The organism is Pseudomonas granadensis (assembly GCF_900105485.1).
GTDB lineage: Bacteria > Pseudomonadota > Gammaproteobacteria > Pseudomonadales > Pseudomonadaceae > Aquipseudomonas > Aquipseudomonas granadensis.
Map to the genome: position 1 here is coordinate 3,662,501 of NZ_LT629778.1, position 18,411 is coordinate 3,680,911.

Genomic DNA, 18,411 nt, shown 5'->3' on the forward strand with positions numbered 1-18,411 from the left:
ACGCCGCGCCGCTCAAGCCGATCGCCTTCATCAGCGCATCGACGCCGACCGTGGAAAACCCCGAGCGTTTTGCCGACAGCGCGCTGCTCTGCAATAACTTCTCTCGGGTTTCCAGCTTGTGACTGGCGGAATAGCGCATGGATTTGCCCTCGATTCGATGACCTTGACGTTGCCCGGATCCTAGCATAACGTTCGTTCACTTAACGATCGTTTAATAAAGGGATTCACCCATGAATAACAAGAAGGTCGTATTGGTGGTTGGCGCTGGAGACTCAACGGGCGGAGCGATTGCCAAGCGTTTTGCCCGGGAGGGATTCGTCGCTTGCGTTACCCGACGTAGCGCCGACAAATTGCAACCGCTGGTTGACGCGATCAACGCTGAAGGCGGTGAAGCCCACGGTTTCGCCTGCGATGCGCGCAAGGAAGAGGATGTCATCGCACTGATTGAAGATATCGAAACCCGCCTCGGTCCGATCGAAGCCTTCGTCTTCAATATCGGCGCAAACGTGCCGTGCAGCATTCTCGAAGAAACCGCGCGCAAATATTTCAAGATCTGGGAAATGGCCTGCTTCTCGGGCTTCCTCAATGCCCGCGAAGTGGCAAAACGCATGGTAGCCCGTCAGCGCGGCACGATTCTGTTCACCGGTGCGACCGCCGGGCTACGTGGCGCTGCGGGGTTCGCGGCGTTCGCCGGAGCCAAACACGGTATTCGCGCGCTGGCGCAAAGCATGGCGCGGGAATTGGGACCGATGAACATCCATGTCGCCCATATCGTGGTCGATGGTGCTATCGACACCGACTTCATACGAACCAGTTTCCCCGAGAAATACGCGACGAAAGATCAGGACGGCATTCTCGATCCCGAGCACATAGCGGAGAACTACTGGTACCTGCACAGTCAGCCAAGGGACGCATGGACCTTCGAACTGGATCTGCGCCCATGGAATGAACGCTGGTAAACCTTCGCCATAACCACTCGCCATAACAATAAGCAGAGAGACGCGATAATGAGCAAAGCAGTAGAGTTCTATTTCGACCTGGGCAGCCCGGCCACCTATCTGGCCTACACCCAGTTACCGAAGATCTGCGCCGAAACCGACAGTGAGTTGCGCTACATTCCGATGCTGCTCGGTGGCGTGTTCAAGGCGACCGGCAATGCCTCACCGGCGATGATTCCGGCTAAGGGTCGCTACATGTTTCAGGATCTGGACCGCTATGCAAAACGCTACGCAGTGCCGCTGAAATTCAATCCGCATTTTCCGATCAATACGCTGATGCTGATGCGCGCAGTGACGGGCATTCAGCTTCATCATCCCGAACGCTTTCAGGCTTTTATCGACTGCCTGTTCAAAGCGCTTTGGGTTGAAGGACGCAGCTTGAATGAGCCAGCAACCGTAGCGGCCGTATTGAGCGAACACGGTTTCGACCCGCAGACAGTGATGGCGTTGGTCAATGACGAAACAGTCAAAGCAGCCCTCAAGGACAATACCGAAACCGCCGTTAAACGCGGTGTTTTCGGCGCACCGAGCATGTTTGTCGGCAACCAGTTGTTCTTCGGACAGGATCGATTGGATTTTGTCGAAGCGGCGTTGCGCCAGCTCTAAAGCAAAGCAAACACCCGGGCGCTGGCTACAGCGCCCGGGTGTCAATCGCTTAAATGGCTGCGGTCCGCGTGTTCAGCCATTCCAATGCCGCGCCTTCCAGCAATGGGCTTAAACGTTCACGCACCTCGGCGTGATAAGCGTTGAACCATTGTTTCTCCTCTTCCGTCAGCAGTGTCGGCAAGAGGCAACGCGTGTCGATCGGGCACAGCGTCAGAGTTTCGAACTCGAGGAACTCACCGAATTCGCTGCTGCCCGCCTCGCGGTTCATCGCCAGGTTTTCGATGCGCACACCCCAACGCCCCGGACGATAAGTGCCCGGCTCGATGGACGTAATCATCCCCGGCTGCATGGCCGTTTGTGGCGCAGGCGCGGCCTGGTAGGCAATCACTTGCGGACCTTCGTGGACATTGAGGAAATAGCCAACGCCATGGCCGGTGCCGTGACCGTAATCGACGTTGTCCGCCCAGATCGGCGCACGGGCGATGGCGTCCAGCAGCGGTGAGAGAATGCCTTTCGGGAAGCGTGCCCGCGACAGGGCAATCACGCCTTTCAACACACGCGTACAGTCGCGTTTCTGCTCTTCGGTCGGCGTACCGACGGGCACCATCCGCGTGATGTCGGTAGTACCACCCAGGTATTGCCCGCCGGAGTCGATCAGGAGCAAGCCGTCACCTTCGATCAGTGCATGCTCTTCGTCGGTGGCGTGGTAATGCGGCATGGCGCCGTTGGCGTTGAACGCGGCAATGGTGTTGAAACTCAGCGAGACGTAATCCGGACGCCGCTCGCGAGCTGCGGTGAGCTTCTCGTCGATGGTCAATTCGGTAATGCGTTCGCGTCCCCAGGCCGATTCCAGCCAGGCGAAAAACTCGCACAGCGCCGCACCGTCCTGCTCCATTGCACGGCGAATATGTTGCGCATCCGCTTCGCTTTTTTGCGATTTGGCGAGCGTGGTCGGGTTCAAGCCTTCGACCAGTTTCACTTCGCTGTCGAGGTTGTCCAGCAGGCCGGTGGTCACTCGCGCCGGATCAACCAGCAGGCTCGCGCCCTTCGGTACGTCACGCAAAGCATACGCAACGTCGCTATAGTCGCGCAGCGTCACGCCATCCTGTTCCAGCACTGCGCGCAACTGCGCATCCACTTTGCTCAGTGCGACGAACAGCGTCGCTTGCTGTTGACTGATCAAGGCAAACGAGACAAACACCGGGTTGAATGACACGTCGCCGCCGCGCAGGTTGAACAGCCAGGCGATGTCGTCGAGGGTGGCGATGAAATGCCAGTCTGCCCCACGCGCCTGCAAGGTTTCGCGCAGTCTGGCGAGTTTTTCGCCACGGCTTATCGTCGCCTGCGGTGGCAGATGCGGATAGATCGGCGCATTCGGCAGGCTCGGGCGGTCGCTCCAGACTTGCTGCAGCAGGTCGATGTCGGTGCGCAGACGCGCACCGCGTGCTTCGAGCTTGCTGCTCAAGGTACGCGCCGATGCCACGGCCATTACCGCACCGTCAACCGCGACCACGCCACCCTCCGGTGTCTGCTCGGCCAACCAGTCCAGCGGGCTCGGCTGCCCCGGTTGCAACTTGACCAGTTCGATGCCGCTGCCCTTGAGTTCCTTGGTCGCCTGTTCCCAGTAGCGGCTGTCGGCCCAGACCCCGGCGAAATCGGCGGTGACGATCAGCGTGCCGACCGAACCATGGAAACCCGACAGCCACTGCCGGCCCTGCCAGTAGCCCGGCAGATATTCCGACAAATGCGGGTCGGCGGACGGCACCAGCAACGCATGGATGCCTTCGCGGCGCATCAGTTCGCGGGTGTGCGCCAGGCGCTGGGGCACCGATCCTTCGGTCAAGGTCTGGGTACTCATCATGTCTCCTGCTAATCACTTCATCGTTATTGTTCGTAGCCGTTTATCCGGCTCGTTTAAAGCCCTGTCGCCCAGAAGGCCGGGGCACTGGCGCAGGCGCTCTTGATCAGTTCAACGGCCTTGTCGACATCCTCGGTGGTGGTGAAACGGCCAAGGCTCAAGCGGATGGTGCGGCCGGCCATGTGCGCGTCATGCCCCAGCGCGAGCAGCACGTGAGACGGCGCGTTACTTGCCGAATTACACGCCGACGTCGCGGAAAAAGCGATCGACTGGCTCAAGGCAGCACTGTTGAATTCACCTTCGCTGAAGGTCAGGCTCAAGGTGTGGGGGATGCGCTGGGTGGCACAGCCGTTCAGGCGTACGCCCGGCAGGCTCAGCAATTGTTCGAGCAGGCGTTGGCGCAGCGCGACAATGGTTGCTTTCTCTGCGTCAAAGGCTTCGGCAGCCAAGGCAAACGCGGCGCCCATGCCGGCAATCTGGTGGGTCGCCAGTGTTCCGGAGCGCAAGCCACCTTCGTGACCGCCGCCGTGAATCTGCGCCTGCAAACGTTGCTGCGCCCGCGGGCCGACGTACAACGCGCCGATGCCTTTGGGGCCATAGAGTTTGTGCGCGGAAAACGACATCAGATCCACCGGCCATTGCTCCAGATCGATGGCGACTTTGCCGGCACCCTGCGCGGCATCAACGTGAAACAACGCCCCGCGAGCCCGGACGACTTCGCCAATCGCTTGCACATCATTGACGGTACCGAGTTCGTTGTTGACCAGCATCAGCGACACCAGAAAGGTGTCGTCGCGCAGGGCTTCGCTGACCGCCTGCTCGGTGATCAGCCCATTGGCATCGGGCACCAGATACGTCACGGCGACGCCGCTGTCCTGCAGCTGGCGGGCGGTATCGAGGATGGCTTTGTGTTCGATCTGGCTGGTAATGATGTGGCCGCCAGGCACACCGCGCGCCTGCGCCACGCCCTTGAGGGCCAGGTTGTTGGATTCGGTGGCGCCGGAGGTCCAGACGATCTGCTCGGCATTGGCGCAGACCAGCCCGGCGACTTGCTGGCGCGCCTGCTCGACCGTGTGCCGGGCCTGCTGGCCGAAGGCATGGGAGCTGGAAGCCGGGTTGCCGAAATTGCCGTGAAACCCCAGACACTCGATCATCACCTGGATGACCCGCTCGTCCACCGGGGTGGTGGCGGCGTAATCGAAATACAACGGACGTGTGTTCATAAAAGACTCGCAGAGCGTGTTCCGGGATCAGGAGGCTCGTGTCTGCAAACGGCACGGCGCAGCCTTGTGAGCTGCGCGTCGGTTCGAGAGCGTCATCAATACCTGATCGGATGCCGTTAAAGAAGGACAACTTCATTTAAAAGTGCGTAGGAACGCTCCTGAAGCCGAGCTTAACAGGCATCCGGCCCGCGGTTGAAGCAATGCGTCAGCGAAAGCTTTCGAGAAGTAACGGGTACAGGGAAATCACCAGCAGCGCGGCCATGCCCCAGTTGAACACGCGCAACCAGCGCGGCTCCTTCAGTACGTTGCGCAACAGGGTTCCGCAGGCGGCCCAGAGACCGACGCTGGGCAAGTTGATGATGGCGAACACCGCAGCGATCACCACAACGTTAATGAAATAACCCTGCATTGGCGTGTAGGTGCTGATCGCGCCGATGGCCATGATCCAGGCTTTCGGGTTGACCCATTGAAACGCCGCGGCACCGAGATAGCTGATCGGTCGGGCCTCGCCTTCGACATTGTCGCCGACCGGCCCCGAATGGGCTATTTTCCACGCCAGGTACAACAGATACGCCGCGCCGACGTAGCGAAGAATCGTGTAAAGAATCGGATAGTTCTGAAACACCGCGCCCAGACCAAAGCCCACCGCCACGACCAATACGAAGAAGCCGCAGGTGATGCCGAGCATGTGCGGAATGGTGCGGTTGAAGCCGAAATTCACCCCCGATGCCAGCAACATGGTGTTGTTCGGCCCCGGCGTTATCGAGGTGACAAGGGCAAACAGGGCAAAGCCCAACAGCAGGTCAAGCGAGAGGGTCATAGCGGGCAGTCCGTCAGGGTCATTCAGAAGTAGACCCTACCCCACTGCGTACGCCCGGCCCACGGACAGTTACGCAAAACTTGTAGCAGTACAGTTGCGTTTCAGCTTGGGCGACCGTGCAGCTGTACGGCACGCTCGGCGCTCATCTCGCCTTGCTGATCGAAACCATAGGATTTCTGTGGCTGACCCAGCAGTGCGGCTTTTTTCGCGTGGTATTCGTCGAAGGACAGACCACTGCGGTTCAGTGCTTCGAGCGCCAGTTCACGGGATTCTTCCGCAGTATAAGGGCGCAATTCCGGCGCAACGTGTCCGGCACATCCGGCAAGTACGGAAACAGCAAGCAGCAGCGAAACAGTCAGTAAACGATTCATGGGAGCGTCCTGGCGAGCAGTGTTGGTCGATGTAGAAAGGCTACGCCGCGGCACGCTCGCGCAGAAATCAACGCTCTCAATAGTGGCTATCAGTAATTCGCCACGGCCAGTGATGAATCGCCAAATCGGCCTAACCGAGCAACCGGCAATGCAGCGCGTCATCGTGGCTACGCGCGATGCTGCTGAGCACCTGGAACGAATTGAAGGTGATGGTTTTCGCCCGATGACGGCGGATCAGTTGCCAGAAATCCTGCTCACCGGTCTCGAAACTGCGGAACGCCGCCTCCCCCGCCTCGCGGGTCTGCCATTGCAGAAACCCCAGCACGCGCCGTCCATCGTCGCTGGCTTGCACACTCGCGCTGACAAATCCTGCATAACGCTGGGCCAGGCGCTCGGTTTGTAGCGCCAGTTCTGCCACCAGGGCTGGCTGCTGGAGCGGTTCGATTTCAAATTCGATCAATTGCGTGAAGCTGCGGTTTTGCGCGGATGCTTGCATGGTGTCCCCACTCATCGTCAGGCGAATCTTGCGACTCGAAGGCCAGCAGGGTAAAACCTCCAGTTAAGTCAAGGTCAAGAGCTGTTTCCAATGATCAGTAAAGAACAGGTGCGTAAACCGTTGACCGTCGGTGAAGTGGCGGCGCGCAGCGGCGTCGCGGTCACGGCCCTGCATTTTTATGAAACCAAAGGTTTGATCAAGAGCCAGCGCAACGCGGGCAATCAACGCCGCTATGGGCGTGAGGTGCTGCGCCGGGTGGCGCTGATCAAAGTGGCGCAGCGCCTGGGCATCCCGCTGGCGCAGATCGGCGACGCATTGCAAATGCTCCCGGACGATCGCGCGCCGACCGCCGCCGACTGGAAAATCCTATCGGAGCGCTGGCGGCGGGAGCTGGATGAGCGCATAGAACAATTGCTGTTACTGCGCGACCGCCTCGACGGTTGCATCGGTTGCGGGTGTTTATCGATGGAGGCCTGCCCGCTGCGCAATCACGGCGATGTGCTCGGTGAACAGGGTCCGGGGCCGCATTTTCCCAACGATTGACGGCTCGTCGGGCAAACGTCTGCACTGCGCCGAGCGTTCTATAGTGGTTTTTCCACCCGTCTGGTGGAGCCCATTCCGTAGAACAAAATCAGGGAGAACGTCATGAGCGTCAAACCCATTCCCGAGGGGTATCACAGCATTACCCCCTATCTCGGCATCCACAAAGCGGCCGAGGCCATCGACTTTTATAAAAAAGCCTTCGGCGCCACCGAGGTCATGCGCCTGGCCATGCCCGACGGCTCCATCGGTCACGCCGAGCTGCGCATTGGCGACAGCGCAATCATGCTCGGCTCGCCCTGCGATCAGGGGCCGTTGAGCAATCCGGAGCAAGCGGTTTCAGTGGGTTTGCATCTGTATGTAGCCGATGTTGATCGATCGTTTAAACAGGCGCTGGATGCCGGGGCGACGTCGGTGTCCGAGGTCCAGGATCAATTTTATGGCGATCGCAGCGGGACGTTGAAGGATCCCTATGGGCATCTGTGGTTCCTGGCTACGCACAAGGAGGATTTGACTGAGAGCAAATCAAGCAGCGGGCGATGGAGATGTTTCAGCAGAGTTGAGCGTTTCGGTGTCTGCACTGGCGCTATCGCGAGCAGGCTCACTCCTACTCCAGGAATGCATTTCAACTGTAGGAGTGAGCCTGCTCGCGATAGCGCCGGCAAAGGCAACTCAAAACTCCCTGAACACAGTTCATGAACCCACCCACCACATTTTGCCCCTTGCCCCGAACTGCCAGGCCTTTCAGCATCCATTCTTCCAGTACTCAAAACAGGACCAACCCGATGTTCGCCGGATTCCGCAAAAACCAGCGTCACGTCAACGGCGTCGACATTGCTTACCGCATCGGTGGCAGCGGCCCAGGATTATTGCTGCTGCATGGCCACCCGCAGACCCACGTGATCTGGCACAAGATCGCCGAATCCCTGGCCGAGCATTTCACCGTGGTCGCCGCCGATTTGCGCGGTTATGGCGACAGCGGCCGTCCGCCTGCGGATGACGCGCACAGCCATTATTCGAAACGGCAAATGGCTCGCGACAATGTCGAGTTGATGCAGTCGCTGGGTTTGGCGCAGTTCTCGATCCTCGCTCACGACCGCGGCGCGCGGGTCGCCCATCGTCTGGCGCTCGACCACGCCGAAGCCGTGCAACGCATGATGCTGCTGGACATCGCGCCGACCCTGTCAATGTATGCGCAAACCAACGAAGCCTTCGCTCGCGCGTATTGGCACTGGTTCTTCCTGATCCGCCCGGCGCCACTGCCGGAAACCCTGATCAAAGCCGATCCTGAAGGTTATCTGCGCAGTGTCATGGGCAGTCGCAGTGCCGGGTTCAAGCCGTTCACCGATGAGGCGTTTGGCGAATACCTGCGCTGCCTGCGACAACCGGGCAGTGCGCGCGGCCTCTGCGAGGATTACCGCGCCAGCGCCAGCATCGATCTGGAGCATGATCGCGCCGATATCACCGCCGGGCATCGGCTGAATCTGCCGTTGCGCGTGCTGTGGGGCGCCGAAGGCACCGTCGGGAATTGCTTCGATCCGCTCAAGGAATGGCAAGAGGTAGCCGCCAATGTCAGCGGCAAAGCCTTGCCCGCTGGCCATTACATCGCCGAAGAAGTCCCCGAATTACTGCTGGCCGAAGCGCTGGCGTTTCTGCGCTGAGCCGCGTCTGCACAGCGCGGTGCTATGCTGGCGGCTCGTCCCGCCAGTGCCCGTTTTGCCATGTCCCGGAATAAAGACGCCTTGCCCCTGCCTGAAGATCTGCGTGTACTGCTCACGGTGATTCGCAAGAACGGTTTCGCTGCCGCGGCGGATGAGTTGGGGCTGTCACCGGCCTATGTCAGCAAACGCATCCAGATTCTCGAAAGCACCCTCGGCACGCGTCTGCTGCACCGCACCAGCCGGCGCGTCTCGCTGACCGAAGATGGCGAGTGCGTGCAACGTTGGGCGCTGCGCATTCTCGATGACTTTCAGCAATTGCACGACGAATTGTCCGACGCCCACGCCAGCCCGCGTGGGCGTTTGCACATCTGCAGCAGCTTCGGCTTCGGCCGCAATCACGTGGCGCCGGCGGTGTCGCTACTGGCAGAACGTTATCCGCAACTGGAGATTCGTCTCGACCTGTTTGACCGGGTGGTCGATATCATCGACGAAGGTTTCGATCTGGAGATTCGCGTGGGCGATGACCTTCCCGGACAGCACATCGGCCGCAGTCTGGTCAGTAATCGCCGCGTGCTGTGCGCCGCCCCCGCTTACCTGCAACGCCGCGGAACACCGCAGACCCTGGAAGATTTGCAGCAGCATGACTGCCTGGTGATCAAGGAGCGCGACAACGCTTTCGGCATCTGGAATCTGGAGGGCGAAAACGGCGTTGAAGACGTGCGGGTCAGCGGGCCGTTGTCCTCGAACAACGGTGAGATCGTCCTGCAATGGGCGCTGGACGGCCGCGGGATTCTGCTGCGTTCATTGTGGGACGTGAAGCCGCTGCTGGAGCAAGGGCGTCTGATGCAGGTGCTGGACGCTTACAGTCAGAGCGCCAACGTCTGGGCGGTGTACCCGACGCGCCTGGCGCATTCGGGGAAATTGCGCGCGTGTGTGGAGTTTCTGCAAGAGCATTTCAAAGAGTTGTCCCTGTAACTGCAAACACCACCATCCCCTGTAGGAGTGAGCCTGCTCGCGATAGCGGTGTGTCAGACAAAGCAACTCCGACTGATCAACCGCTATCGCGAGCAGGCTCACTCCTACAAGGGGATTAGTGGTGAGTCAGGCGAGCCACGGGTTGCTGGCCAGATGCTCGCGCTCAAAGGCCTCGATCTGCTCGCGCCGCTGCAAGGTGCTGCCGATCGCATCGAGTCCCAGCAGCAACGCGCTTTTGCGCAAGGTGTCGATCTCAAAACCCACAACCGAGCCATCGGCCAGGCTGATCTGCTGCGCCTCAAGGTCAATGCTGATCCGAGCCGTTTCCGGCTGTCTGGCCAGCCGACCAATCCGCTGCACCTGCGCCTCGTCCAGGGTGATCAACAACACGCCGTTACGCTGACAATTGTCGTAGAAGATCCCGGCAAAACTGCTGCCGATCAGTGCGCGGATGCCCATTTGCTGCAACCCCCACACGGCATGTTCGCGGCTGGAACCGCAGCCGAAATTCGGCCCGACCACAAGAAACTTCGCCTCCTGCCACGCCGGTTGATTCAGCACGAAATCAGGGTCGGGCCGGCCATCGCGCAGAAAGCGCAGATCGAAGAACACCCCGCGATCCAGGCCCTGGCGATCGATGCCCTTGAGGAATTGTTTGGGCATGATCACGTCGGTGTCGATATTGGCCGCCAGCAACGGCGCGGCCTGGCCGCTGACTTGCGTGAAGGGTTGCAGGCTCATGGGCGTTCTCCAAAATCGCGGACATCGGTGAGTCGGCCGCTGATCGCCGCGGCGGCGACCATCGCCGGGCTCATCAGGTGGGTGCGCGCGCCGGCGCCCTGACGGCCTTCGAAATTGCGGTTGGTGCTGGAGGCGCAACGGTCGCCGGGCGCGAGCACATCGTCGTTCATCGCCAGGCACATCGAACAACCGGACTGGCGCCATTCGAAGCCAGCGTCGATAAAGATCCGCGCCAGCCCTTCCGCCTCAGCCTGGGCGCGGACTTCGCTGGAACCGGGTACGATCATCGCCCGCACGTGCCCGGCCACTTGTCGGCCATCGACGATTCGTGCGGCGTCACGCAAATCTTCGATGCGTGCATTGGTGCACGAGCCGATAAAGGCGTGGCTGATGGCGATCTCGCTGAGCGCCATGCCCGCTTCGAGGCCCATGTAATCGAGGGCGCGGCGCATGTCTCGACGCAGGATCGGATCGCTGATCGCTTGCGGATCCGGTACATGCGCACCAATGGCTGCCGCCTGATCCGGGCTGGTGCCCCAGGTGACCATCGGCTCGAGGACGCTGGCATCGAGGTGGATCTCGCGGTCAAACACCGCGCCCGGATCACTGCGCAGTTCGCGCCACTTTTCCACGCCCTGCTCCCACAACGCGCCCGTGGGTGCACGCGGCTTGCCCTTGAGGTAGGCGAACACCTTGTCATCCGGCGCCATGAACGCGCCGCGCGCGCCGGCCTCGACCGCCATGTTGCAAATGGTCATGCGCGCTTCGACGCTCAAGCCAGCGATGGTCGAGCCGCAGAATTCGATCGCGTAACCGCTAGCTCCGGAAGCGCCGATCCGGCCGATGAGCGCCATGATCACGTCTTTGGAGGTCAGGCCCGGTGCCAGCGCGCCGTCGATGGTCACGCGCAGGGTTTTCAGGCGTTTGTAGATCAGTGTCTGTGACGCCAGCAAGTGCTCGATTTCGGAGGTGCCGATGCCAAAACCGAACGCACCGAGGGCGCCGTAGGTCGTGGTGTGGCTGTCGCCAGCGGCAATCACCATGCCCGGCAGAATGAAGCCCTGCTCCGGGGCGATCACATGTTCGATGCCCTGGCGCTTGTCGAGGATGTCGAGTAATTCGATGCCGAAATCCCGGCAGTTTTCCGCCAGATACGACACTTGCCGGGCGCCGCCCGCGTCGGGCATGGCGGCAATACGCAGCGGCGCGGTCGGGCTGACGTGATCGACCACCGCCAGCGCCGTGCCCGACCGCCACACCTTGCGCCCGGCCGCACGCAAACCGCTGAAGGCCTGCGGGCTGGTGTATTCGTTGATCACCTGGCGATCGATATACAACAGCACATGGCCCTGATCGTCGAGACGACAAACCGTGTGCGAATCGATGTGTTTGGCGTAGAGGGTTCTGGCGGTCATCACGGGGCGCTCATCAGGGAATCCAGTGATGCCCATCATAGGGAGCACGCACGGGCCATCAATTGGCAGACGGTGATGGCGTCATTCATGAAACGTGTTCGATCCCGACACAAACAGATCCCCTGTAGGAGTGAGCCTGCTCGCGATCGCGGTGTATCTGTCGGAGTTGCTCTGTCTGACAGACCGCTATCGCGAGCAGGCTCACTCCTACAGGGCGGTTGCGCTTGGTGGAAACGCGAAACATTTACTTTCATATCGTTTATCGGTATTTGCCGCGCTCATCCGTCTTATATAGATGCGGGCCGGCCGCGTAGGCAAAAGCCACGGCCGGACCTTCCAGGGAAACAGCGCTGCGAAGCCCGTAGTCATGCCCCTTTCACCGAAAACAAGACGCGCAACCATGTCGAAGAAATCCCGTTCCAAACTGTGGTTCCTGGTGCATAGCTGGCTCGCTTTGCCCATTTGGTTCTTTGTGCTGATCGTCTGTGTCACCGGCACGCTGGCGGTGGTCAGCCAGGAAATCGTCTGGCTGGCCAACCCGCAGATGCGCGCCAGCCAGCCGGCGGACGATGCGCCACGGCTCAGCTACGACCAGATTCTGGCTGCGATCAAGCAGGCCGAACCGCAAACCGTGGTGCAGCGCATCAGCCGGCCCGACGAGTCGCACTTTGCTCTCGACGTGAACGTCAGCTACCCCGACGGGCGTTCGCAGACCGTTTACGTCAATCCCTATACCGGGGTCATTCAGGGCGGCGCGCCGGACTTCAACTTCAAAGCCTTCACCCGTGCGCTGCATGGCTGGTGGCTGGTGCCGTTCACCAACGGCTTCAGCTGGGGCTGGTATCTGGTGTCGTTCCTCGGTTTGCCGTTGCTGGCTTCGCTGATTACCGGGCTGGTGGTCTATAAACGCTTCTGGAAAGGCTTCTTCCGCCCGACCCTGCGCTTTCGCCACGGAGCGCGGATCTTCTGGGGCGATTTCCACCGCCTCAGCGGCATCTGGTCGATCTGGTTCATCGCGGTGATCTCGATCACCGGCATCTGGTTCCTGATCGAAGCGCTGCTGTTCGACAATCACATTTCCATTTCCAGCGAGCCGGTCATTCCGGCGATGGCCCGTGAAGCGGTGCCGATCTCCGCCGACGGCACACCACCGCCGCGCATCAGCCTCGACCGCGCGATTGAAGTCGCACAGCAGAAAATCCCCGGCCTGGAAGTCAGCTTCGTCAGCCTGCCGGGCAATGCCTACAGCCATATGAACCTCGGTGGCCGTGGCTGGTATCCGCTGATGTTCCAGTCCGCCACGCTCAACCCGTTCAATGGTGATCTGGCCGCTTCGCGACTGTTGTCCGATCGCACTGCGCTGGAGTTCGTCACCGAATCCATGCGCCCCCTGCACACCGGCGACTTCGGCGGGTTGTGGATCAAGCTGATCTGGTTCTTCTTCGGTCTGGTGCTGAGCATGATGGTGCTCAGCGGCCTGTTGATCTGGACCAAACGCACCGCACTGGCCACCGCCAATGCGCTCAAGCGTGAATCGAAGAAAACCCGCGTGACGGCGCAACCGGCCATCAATCGTGAACCTGCGGAGGTCAACCCGTGAGCAAGTCCATTGCGGCACCGCAACCCTCGCGCCTGAGCCGGTTCTGGCATAAGTGGCGCTTCCACATCAACGTTCTGCTGTTGCTGATTCCGTTGGGCTTCATGCCCAAATACTTCGCCGATGCCGCGCTGTTTCGCGGCGATATCGGTCTGGGTGAGCGCGAAGTCGGCGAAATCGCCGTCGGACCCTGGAGCCTGCGTCTGGCCGAACTGCGCAACGAAGCGCCGCGCCTGGAAGGCCCGGCCGGCTACATGAAAGGTTTTAACGCTGCGCTCTGCGAGGCCTGCATCGACCAGGTCAAGGCCACCTACCTGCGGATCGGCAAACCGCGCAGCCTGCGCGCAGCCGGCGCGCTGTTCTTCGGCACGCCCTATCGCATGGGCGCGCAATTGCCCGTGCCGGAAAAAACCAAAGCCGATGCCGAACTGTGGATCACCATGGAAGGCTGGGACGGCAGCATGCATCAGGCCTCTATTCCCCTGAGCCAGGCCTCGCCCGCCACCCTCGACTGGCTGAACAAACAAGGAGCCCGACCATGACTCGCTTTCAACGTGCTTCACGCCTGCACTTCAGCGCCGCGTTGCTGATACTGAGCGCCGCTTTCAGCACTGGCGCACTGGCGCATAACCCGATGTGCGAATGCAAAGCCATCGACGCCGAACAGATCAAATGCACCGGCGGCTTTTCCGACGGCAGCGGCGCCCCTGGGGTAACCCTCGATGTGATCGGCTATGACGAAACCATCCTGGTGCCGGGCAAGCTCGGCGCCGATTCGACCCTGACCTTCAAAAAGCCCGGCTCCGAATTCTACGTACTGTTCGACGCTGGCCCCGGCCATGTGGTCGAAATCGACCAAGCGGATATCCAGGCCCCATGAGTACGCCAACCACGCAAATCGTGCGCCCGGCCGGCGCCGGTCACGAAACCCTGAATGTCTTGCTGCTGTGCCTGTTGATTCTGGCAATTGCCGGTTCCGTGGTGGCTTGGCGCGGGTTGTCCCACGAGCCGGAGCCGGTGGCCAGCAATCAGCTCGACGCCCGCCGCGACCTCACCGCGTCCGAACAAGGCATCTATGCCGATCTGCGCGTGACTCTCGATGAAATCCGTCTGCTGCGTGAAGAACAGCAAGCGCTGCCGACGCCGCAAACTCTGGCGGACGAAGGGTTTGCGCCGTTTGCCCGCGATGCGAGTTCGGTCAGCCGCGGCGGACATGCCTGGCAACTGCTGGGCGACACCGCCTACTTCGGTCACAGCCAGTCGACCAGCGTCGCCGGTTCGTTCCTGATGCGCCTGAGCGGCGATGACCAGGCGGCGCCGGACATCTGGCTCAACCGTGGCGCGGATCTTCAAACACCGGCCGAATTGACCGACGCGGCCCTCGCCGCCGCTGGCTGGAAACAGATTGTCGCGCAATACGATGCCGGGGTAACCCGCGAACATCGCCATTGATGCCTCGCCCATTTTCGAGAGAAGACTGCTTGCCCATGTCCATTTCATTACCTCGCCGTCCGTTGCTGCGTTCGTTTCTGCTCGGCCTCTGCGCCTGCCTGCTCAGCCCGCTGGTCAGCGCCGATCAGGCCAAGCGCCTGCGCATCGGCATCACCCTGCACCCGTATTACAGCTATGTGGCGAACATCGTCGGCGACAAGGCCGAAGTGGTGCCGCTGATTCCCGCCGGTTTCAACCCGCACGCCTATGAGCCGCGCGCCGAGGACATCAAGCGCATCAGCGGACTGGATGTCATCGTGCTCAACGGCGTCGGCCATGACGACTTCGCCGATCGCATGATCGCCGCCAGCGAAACACCGAACATCAAGACCATCGAAGCCAACGAAAACGTCCCGCTGCTGGCGGCCACCGGGGTGGCCGCGCGCGGCGCCGGCAAGGTGGTCAATCCGCACACGTTCCTGTCGATCAGCGCTTCCATCGCCCAGGTCAACAACATCGCCCGCGAACTGGGCAAACTCGATCCGGACAACGCCAAGACCTACACGCAGAACGCTCGCGCCTATGGCAAACGCCTGCGACAGATGCGCGCCGACGCTCTGGCGAAACTGACCCAGGCACCCAACGCCGAATTGCGCGTCGCCACGGTGCACGCGGCGTATGACTACCTGCTGCGCGAATTTGGCCTGGAGGTCACCGCGGTGGTCGAGCCGGCCCACGGCATCGAGCCAAGCCCGAGTCAGTTGAAAAAGACCATCGATCAACTGCGCGAGCTGGACGTGAAGGTGATCTTTTCGGAGATGGATTTCCCGTCCACTTATGTCGACACCATTCAGCGTGAGTCCGGGGTGAAGCTGTATCCGCTGTCGCACATTTCCTATGGCGAATACACCGCCGACAAGTACGAAAAGGAAATGACCGGCAACCTCAACACCGTAGTCCGGGCGATTCAGGAGTCTGGCGCATGACTTCAAAGGAAACCCTTTCTTCAGAAAACACCAAATCCCCTGTAGGAGTGAGCCTGGTCGCGATGGCGCCGGGTCAGCCGACATCATTGTTGAATGACACACCGCTATCGCGAGCAGGCTCACTCCTACAGGTTACGGGGCCGACTCTTGAATTTGCAGATATCAGTCTGACCCTGGGCCGCACGACCATTCTCGACAAGGTCACCTTCCAGGTGAAGCCCGGCAGCGTGCATGCGCTGGTCGGCCCGAACGGCGGCGGCAAGAGTTCGCTGATCAAGACCTTGCTTGGGCAGATGCCCCATCAGGGTCAGCTCAGTCTGCAGTGGCCCGGAGCGCCGGGCACCATCGGTTATGTGCCGCAGGCGCTGGAGTTCGATCGCGGCTTGCCAATGACGGTCGACGATTTCATGGCGGCGATGTGTCAGCGCCGCCCGGCATTTCTCGGTCTGAGCAAGCGCTACGCCACCGCCATCGGTGATGCGCTGGAGCGCGTCGGCATGCAGGACAAGCGCAAGCGGCGCATGGGCGCACTGTCCGGTGGCGAACGTCAGCGCGTTTTGCTCGCGCAGGGGCTGATTCCGGCGCCGCAACTGCTGGTGCTGGATGAACCGATGTCGGCCCTCGATGAGGCCGGGATTCAGGTATTCGAACGCCTGCTCGGTGACTGGCGCGCGGCGGGTATTACGGTGCTGTGGATCGAGCACGATCTGGAAGCGGTCGGCCGTTTGGCCGATCAGGTCACCGGGCTCAATCGTCGCGTGCTGTTCGACGCCACGCCGCAACAGGCGCTGACCCCGGAACGGCTGCTCAGCCTGTTTTCTACCCATCCACGGAGCGCTGCCTGATGAGTTACGAAGCCTTTCGTTTGATGGTGCAAGGCTGGGCCTCTTCCGGTTATTTGCCGGAAGCGCTGGCCTACGGGTTTGTGGTCAATGCGTTGCTCGCCGGCCTGTTGATCGGCCCGGTGCTCGGCGGCCTCGGCACGCTGGTAGTGGTCAAGCGCTTTGCGTTTTTCTCCGAAGCCGTCGGCCACGCGGCGTTGACCGGTGTGGCCATCGGCATTCTGCTCGGCGAACCTTACACCGGCCCCTATGGCGCCCTGTTCGGCTACTGCCTGCTGTTCGGCATCCTGCTCAACTATCTGCGCAACCGCACGGGTCTGGCACCGGACACGTTGATCGGCGTGTTCCTTTCGGTGTCGCTGGCATTGGGGGCAAGTCTGCTGCTGATTCTCGCCGGCAGGATCAACGTGCACATTCTCGAGAACGTGCTGTTCGGTTCGGTGCTGACGGTCAACGGCAACGACATTGCGGTGTTGGCGATTGTCGGCTCGCTGGTCATGGCCCTCGCCTTGCCGCTGTACAACCGCATCATGCTGGCCAGTTTCAACCCGCAACTGGCGGCGGTGCGTGGCGTAGCGGTGAAGACCCTGGATTATCTGTTCGTGATTCTGGTGACCTTGATCACCGTAGCGGCGGTAAAAGTTATCGGCGCGATTCTGGTCGGTGCCTTGCTGGTGATTCCGGCTGCCGCTGCCCGCTTGCTCAGCCAGTCGCTCAAGGGCTTTTTCTGGTGTTCGGTGCTGATCGCCACGGTCAGCACGCTGTGCGGGATTCTCGCGCCGATCGTATTCGATCTGCCGATCCCGTCCGGCGCCGCGATCATTCTGGTCGCCGGCATCGCCTTCGCCCTCGCCGCCGTTGCCCGCGGCGTTGTCCCCAGCCTGAAAGGGAATCTTGGATAAATGATCTTTTCATTGCGCAAACTGACCCTGGCCCTGGCCCTGTGCGGCATGGTCAGCACGCCGTTGTCGGCCGCCGAAAACGCCAAACCGCTGCGGGTTTTGGCCTCGTTGCCGATTACCTATGGTCTGGGCGAGGTTCTGCTCAAGGGTACGGATGTCAGCCTTGAACGTGCGGCACCGGCGAACCTGCCGGGCAGCCGGCAGAGCGCCTACTTCACCGGGCGTGGCGCGCCAGCCCTGAGCAAACTGGCCAGCGATGCCGACGCGGTGATAGGCGTGCGCTCGCTATGGCCGGATGATCAGCTGTACCCGATCGCCCGGCGCAGCAATATCCGCATCGTCGAAGTCGACGCGGCGCGCCCGGTCGACGGCGCCCTGCCCGGCATTGCCGTACAGCCAGATCTCAAAGTCGATGGTTTGAACAGTCAGCCATGGCTGGCCAGCAACAACATGGGACGCATGGCCGATGTAATGGCGGCTGATCTGGTGCGCCTGGCACCGGGCGCCAAAGCGAAAATCGAGGCGAATCTGGCGACGCTGAAACAACGCTTGCTCAAGCTCAGCGCCGACAGCGAGGCGCGCCTGGCCCGTGCAGATAACCTCAGCGTGATGAGTTTGAGCGATCACTTCGGCTATCTGATCGGCAGCCTCAATCTGGAGCTGATCGGTCAGGATGCGCGACCCGACGCAGAATGGACGGCTGAGGATCTGAAGAAACTCACCGCGACCCTCAAGGACAACGACGTCGCGGTGGTGCTGCATCATCGTCAGCCATCGGAAGCGGTGACGGCGGCGATTGCCGAATCGGGCAGCCGCTTGCTGGTATTGAGCACCGATGCGGTAGATCCGGTGGCGGAACTGGAAGGCAATGTCGATGCGCTGATCAAAGGGTTGAGCGGAGCGTAATTTCAGTCTGACCGGGTTATCGTTCATCGCCAGCAGGCTGGCT

At 61.1% G+C, this 18,411-nt stretch carries 21 protein-coding genes and 1 pseudogene (1 of these 22 running past the window's edge); 14 read left to right on the top strand and 8 right to left on the bottom strand.

Features of this window, described 5'->3' with window-relative positions:
- Window positions 1-139, bottom strand: partial view of a TetR/AcrR family transcriptional regulator gene (locus tag BLU52_RS16130; RefSeq protein ID WP_090284787.1) — the beginning only. 431 nt of this gene lie to the left of the window's left edge; only the first 139 of its 570 coding nucleotides appear in the window; its start codon is at window positions 137-139; its stop codon lies beyond the left edge, outside the window.
- 91 nt (window positions 140-230) lie between these two features.
- Here BLU52_RS16130 and BLU52_RS16135 point away from each other — a divergent pair, with 91 nt between their 5' ends.
- Window positions 231-959, top strand: coding sequence for an SDR family oxidoreductase (locus tag BLU52_RS16135; protein ID WP_090284789.1), 729 nt, complete (start codon window positions 231-233; stop codon window positions 957-959).
- A gap of 48 nt (window positions 960-1,007) precedes the next feature.
- The gene (locus BLU52_RS16140) at window positions 1,008-1,604 is read left to right on the top strand and encodes a 2-hydroxychromene-2-carboxylate isomerase (RefSeq protein ID WP_090284791.1); all 597 of its coding nucleotides are present in this window, start codon (window positions 1,008-1,010) and stop codon (window positions 1,602-1,604) included.
- A gap of 49 nt (window positions 1,605-1,653) precedes the next feature.
- On the opposite strand, the gene BLU52_RS16145 is transcribed toward BLU52_RS16140, so the two are convergent.
- The 5 genes from BLU52_RS16145 to BLU52_RS16165 all read right to left on the bottom strand — a co-directional run bounded on the left by BLU52_RS16145 (window position 1,654) and on the right by BLU52_RS16165 (window position 6,372).
- On the bottom strand, window positions 1,654-3,462 hold the full coding sequence (locus tag BLU52_RS16145) for an aminopeptidase P family protein (protein WP_090284793.1): 1,809 nt from the start codon (window positions 3,460-3,462) through the stop codon (window positions 1,654-1,656).
- Window positions 3,463-3,518: 56 nt separating this feature from the next.
- On the bottom strand, window positions 3,519-4,685 hold the full coding sequence (locus BLU52_RS16150; protein WP_090284796.1) for an aminotransferase class V-fold PLP-dependent enzyme: 1,167 nt from the start codon (window positions 4,683-4,685) through the stop codon (window positions 3,519-3,521).
- A gap of 205 nt (window positions 4,686-4,890) precedes the next feature.
- Window positions 4,891-5,505, bottom strand: coding sequence for a LysE family translocator (locus BLU52_RS16155; RefSeq protein WP_090284798.1), 615 nt, complete (start codon window positions 5,503-5,505; stop codon window positions 4,891-4,893).
- A 101-nt stretch (window positions 5,506-5,606) separates the two neighbouring features.
- Window positions 5,607-5,876 carry a hypothetical protein gene (locus BLU52_RS16160; protein WP_090284800.1) on the bottom strand — a complete coding sequence of 90 codons (270 nt, stop codon included), beginning with the start codon at window positions 5,874-5,876 and terminating at the stop codon, window positions 5,607-5,609.
- Between the two features lie 130 nt (window positions 5,877-6,006).
- Window positions 6,007-6,372, bottom strand: coding sequence for an antibiotic biosynthesis monooxygenase (locus BLU52_RS16165; protein ID WP_090284802.1), 366 nt, complete (start codon window positions 6,370-6,372; stop codon window positions 6,007-6,009).
- 90 nt (window positions 6,373-6,462) lie between these two features.
- On the opposite strand from BLU52_RS16165, the gene soxR reads away from it, so the two are divergent.
- From soxR to BLU52_RS16185, 4 genes and pseudogenes are all read left to right on the top strand, one after another.
- Window positions 6,463-6,915: a redox-sensitive transcriptional activator SoxR gene (soxR, locus tag BLU52_RS16170; protein WP_090284804.1), complete on the top strand. Its 453-nt coding sequence runs from the start codon at window positions 6,463-6,465 to the stop codon at window positions 6,913-6,915.
- A 102-nt stretch (window positions 6,916-7,017) separates the two neighbouring features.
- A pseudogene (locus BLU52_RS16175) lies at window positions 7,018-7,475 on the top strand (VOC family protein).
- Window positions 7,476-7,697: 222 nt separating this feature from the next.
- The gene (locus BLU52_RS16180; protein WP_090284806.1) at window positions 7,698-8,573 is read left to right on the top strand and encodes an alpha/beta fold hydrolase; all 876 of its coding nucleotides are present in this window, start codon (window positions 7,698-7,700) and stop codon (window positions 8,571-8,573) included.
- A 24-nt stretch (window positions 8,574-8,597) separates the two neighbouring features.
- Window positions 8,598-9,548, top strand: coding sequence for a LysR substrate-binding domain-containing protein (locus tag BLU52_RS16185; protein WP_090284808.1), 951 nt, complete (start codon window positions 8,598-8,600; stop codon window positions 9,546-9,548).
- Between the two features lie 126 nt (window positions 9,549-9,674).
- On the opposite strand, the gene leuD is transcribed toward BLU52_RS16185, so the two are convergent.
- Together leuD and leuC are read right to left on the bottom strand one after the other, a co-directional pair.
- The gene (gene leuD / locus BLU52_RS16190) at window positions 9,675-10,289 is read right to left on the bottom strand and encodes a 3-isopropylmalate dehydratase small subunit (protein ID WP_090284810.1); all 615 of its coding nucleotides are present in this window, start codon (window positions 10,287-10,289) and stop codon (window positions 9,675-9,677) included.
- The gene (leuC, locus tag BLU52_RS16195) at window positions 10,286-11,704 is read right to left on the bottom strand and encodes a 3-isopropylmalate dehydratase large subunit (protein ID WP_090284812.1); all 1,419 of its coding nucleotides are present in this window, start codon (window positions 11,702-11,704) and stop codon (window positions 10,286-10,288) included. The genes leuD and leuC overlap by 4 nt, the downstream gene beginning before the upstream one ends.
- 400 nt (window positions 11,705-12,104) lie before the next feature.
- Between leuC and BLU52_RS16200 the strand changes: the two genes are divergently transcribed.
- From BLU52_RS16200 to BLU52_RS16235, 8 genes are read left to right on the top strand one after another with little or no spacing between them, the layout of a single operon-like run.
- Window positions 12,105-13,304, top strand: a complete 1,200-nt coding sequence (locus BLU52_RS16200) for a PepSY-associated TM helix domain-containing protein (protein ID WP_090284814.1) — start codon at window positions 12,105-12,107, stop codon at window positions 13,302-13,304.
- Complete coding sequence (locus BLU52_RS16205; protein ID WP_090284816.1) at window positions 13,301-13,843, top strand: thiamine pyrophosphate-binding protein; 543 nt, start codon at window positions 13,301-13,303, stop codon at window positions 13,841-13,843. Before BLU52_RS16200 ends, BLU52_RS16205 begins: the two co-directional genes overlap by 4 nt.
- Window positions 13,840-14,181, top strand: coding sequence for a hypothetical protein (locus BLU52_RS16210; protein WP_090284818.1), 342 nt, complete (start codon window positions 13,840-13,842; stop codon window positions 14,179-14,181). The genes BLU52_RS16205 and BLU52_RS16210 overlap by 4 nt, the downstream gene beginning before the upstream one ends.
- Entirely contained in the window at window positions 14,178-14,753 is a 576-nt protein-coding gene (locus BLU52_RS16215; protein WP_090284820.1) for a DUF6162 family protein, read from the top strand. Before BLU52_RS16210 ends, BLU52_RS16215 begins: the two co-directional genes overlap by 4 nt.
- On the top strand, window positions 14,753-15,718 hold the full coding sequence (locus BLU52_RS16220) for a metal ABC transporter substrate-binding protein (protein ID WP_408003537.1): 966 nt from the start codon (window positions 14,753-14,755) through the stop codon (window positions 15,716-15,718). Before BLU52_RS16215 ends, BLU52_RS16220 begins: the two co-directional genes overlap by 1 nt.
- Window positions 15,715-16,563 carry a metal ABC transporter ATP-binding protein gene (locus tag BLU52_RS16225; RefSeq protein ID WP_090284824.1) on the top strand — a complete coding sequence of 283 codons (849 nt, stop codon included), beginning with the start codon at window positions 15,715-15,717 and terminating at the stop codon, window positions 16,561-16,563. The genes BLU52_RS16220 and BLU52_RS16225 overlap by 4 nt, the downstream gene beginning before the upstream one ends.
- Window positions 16,563-17,462, top strand: a complete 900-nt coding sequence (locus BLU52_RS16230) for a metal ABC transporter permease (protein WP_090284826.1) — start codon at window positions 16,563-16,565, stop codon at window positions 17,460-17,462. Before BLU52_RS16225 ends, BLU52_RS16230 begins: the two co-directional genes overlap by 1 nt.
- On the top strand, window positions 17,463-18,368 hold the full coding sequence (locus tag BLU52_RS16235) for a metal ABC transporter substrate-binding protein (protein ID WP_090284828.1): 906 nt from the start codon (window positions 17,463-17,465) through the stop codon (window positions 18,366-18,368).
- Window positions 18,369-18,411 lie beyond the last annotated feature (43 nt).

Coding starts and splice junctions, on each gene's coding strand:
- BLU52_RS16135 (WP_090284789.1), top strand. CDS start 231: ATGAATAACAAGAAGGTCGTATTGGTGGTTGGCGCTGGAGACTCAACG.
- BLU52_RS16140 (WP_090284791.1), top strand. CDS start 1,008: ATGAGCAAAGCAGTAGAGTTCTATTTCGACCTGGGCAGCCCGGCCACC.
- BLU52_RS16145 (WP_090284793.1), bottom strand. CDS start 3,462: ATGAGTACCCAGACCTTGACCGAAGGATCGGTGCCCCAGCGCCTGGCG.
- BLU52_RS16150 (WP_090284796.1), bottom strand. CDS start 4,685: ATGAACACACGTCCGTTGTATTTCGATTACGCCGCCACCACCCCGGTG.
- BLU52_RS16155 (WP_090284798.1), bottom strand. CDS start 5,505: ATGACCCTCTCGCTTGACCTGCTGTTGGGCTTTGCCCTGTTTGCCCTT.
- BLU52_RS16160 (WP_090284800.1), bottom strand. CDS start 5,876: ATGAATCGTTTACTGACTGTTTCGCTGCTGCTTGCTGTTTCCGTACTT.
- BLU52_RS16165 (WP_090284802.1), bottom strand. CDS start 6,372: ATGCAAGCATCCGCGCAAAACCGCAGCTTCACGCAATTGATCGAATTT.
- soxR (WP_090284804.1), top strand. CDS start 6,463: ATGATCAGTAAAGAACAGGTGCGTAAACCGTTGACCGTCGGTGAAGTG.
- BLU52_RS16180 (WP_090284806.1), top strand. CDS start 7,698: ATGTTCGCCGGATTCCGCAAAAACCAGCGTCACGTCAACGGCGTCGAC.
- BLU52_RS16185 (WP_090284808.1), top strand. CDS start 8,598: ATGCTGGCGGCTCGTCCCGCCAGTGCCCGTTTTGCCATGTCCCGGAAT.
- leuD (WP_090284810.1), bottom strand. CDS start 10,289: ATGAGCCTGCAACCCTTCACGCAAGTCAGCGGCCAGGCCGCGCCGTTG.
- leuC (WP_090284812.1), bottom strand. CDS start 11,704: ATGACCGCCAGAACCCTCTACGCCAAACACATCGATTCGCACACGGTT.
- BLU52_RS16200 (WP_090284814.1), top strand. CDS start 12,105: ATGTCGAAGAAATCCCGTTCCAAACTGTGGTTCCTGGTGCATAGCTGG.
- BLU52_RS16210 (WP_090284818.1), top strand. CDS start 13,840: ATGACTCGCTTTCAACGTGCTTCACGCCTGCACTTCAGCGCCGCGTTG.
- BLU52_RS16215 (WP_090284820.1), top strand. CDS start 14,178: ATGAGTACGCCAACCACGCAAATCGTGCGCCCGGCCGGCGCCGGTCAC.
- BLU52_RS16220 (WP_408003537.1), top strand. CDS start 14,753: ATGCCTCGCCCATTTTCGAGAGAAGACTGCTTGCCCATGTCCATTTCA.
- BLU52_RS16225 (WP_090284824.1), top strand. CDS start 15,715: ATGACTTCAAAGGAAACCCTTTCTTCAGAAAACACCAAATCCCCTGTA.
- BLU52_RS16230 (WP_090284826.1), top strand. CDS start 16,563: ATGAGTTACGAAGCCTTTCGTTTGATGGTGCAAGGCTGGGCCTCTTCC.
- BLU52_RS16235 (WP_090284828.1), top strand. CDS start 17,463: ATGATCTTTTCATTGCGCAAACTGACCCTGGCCCTGGCCCTGTGCGGC.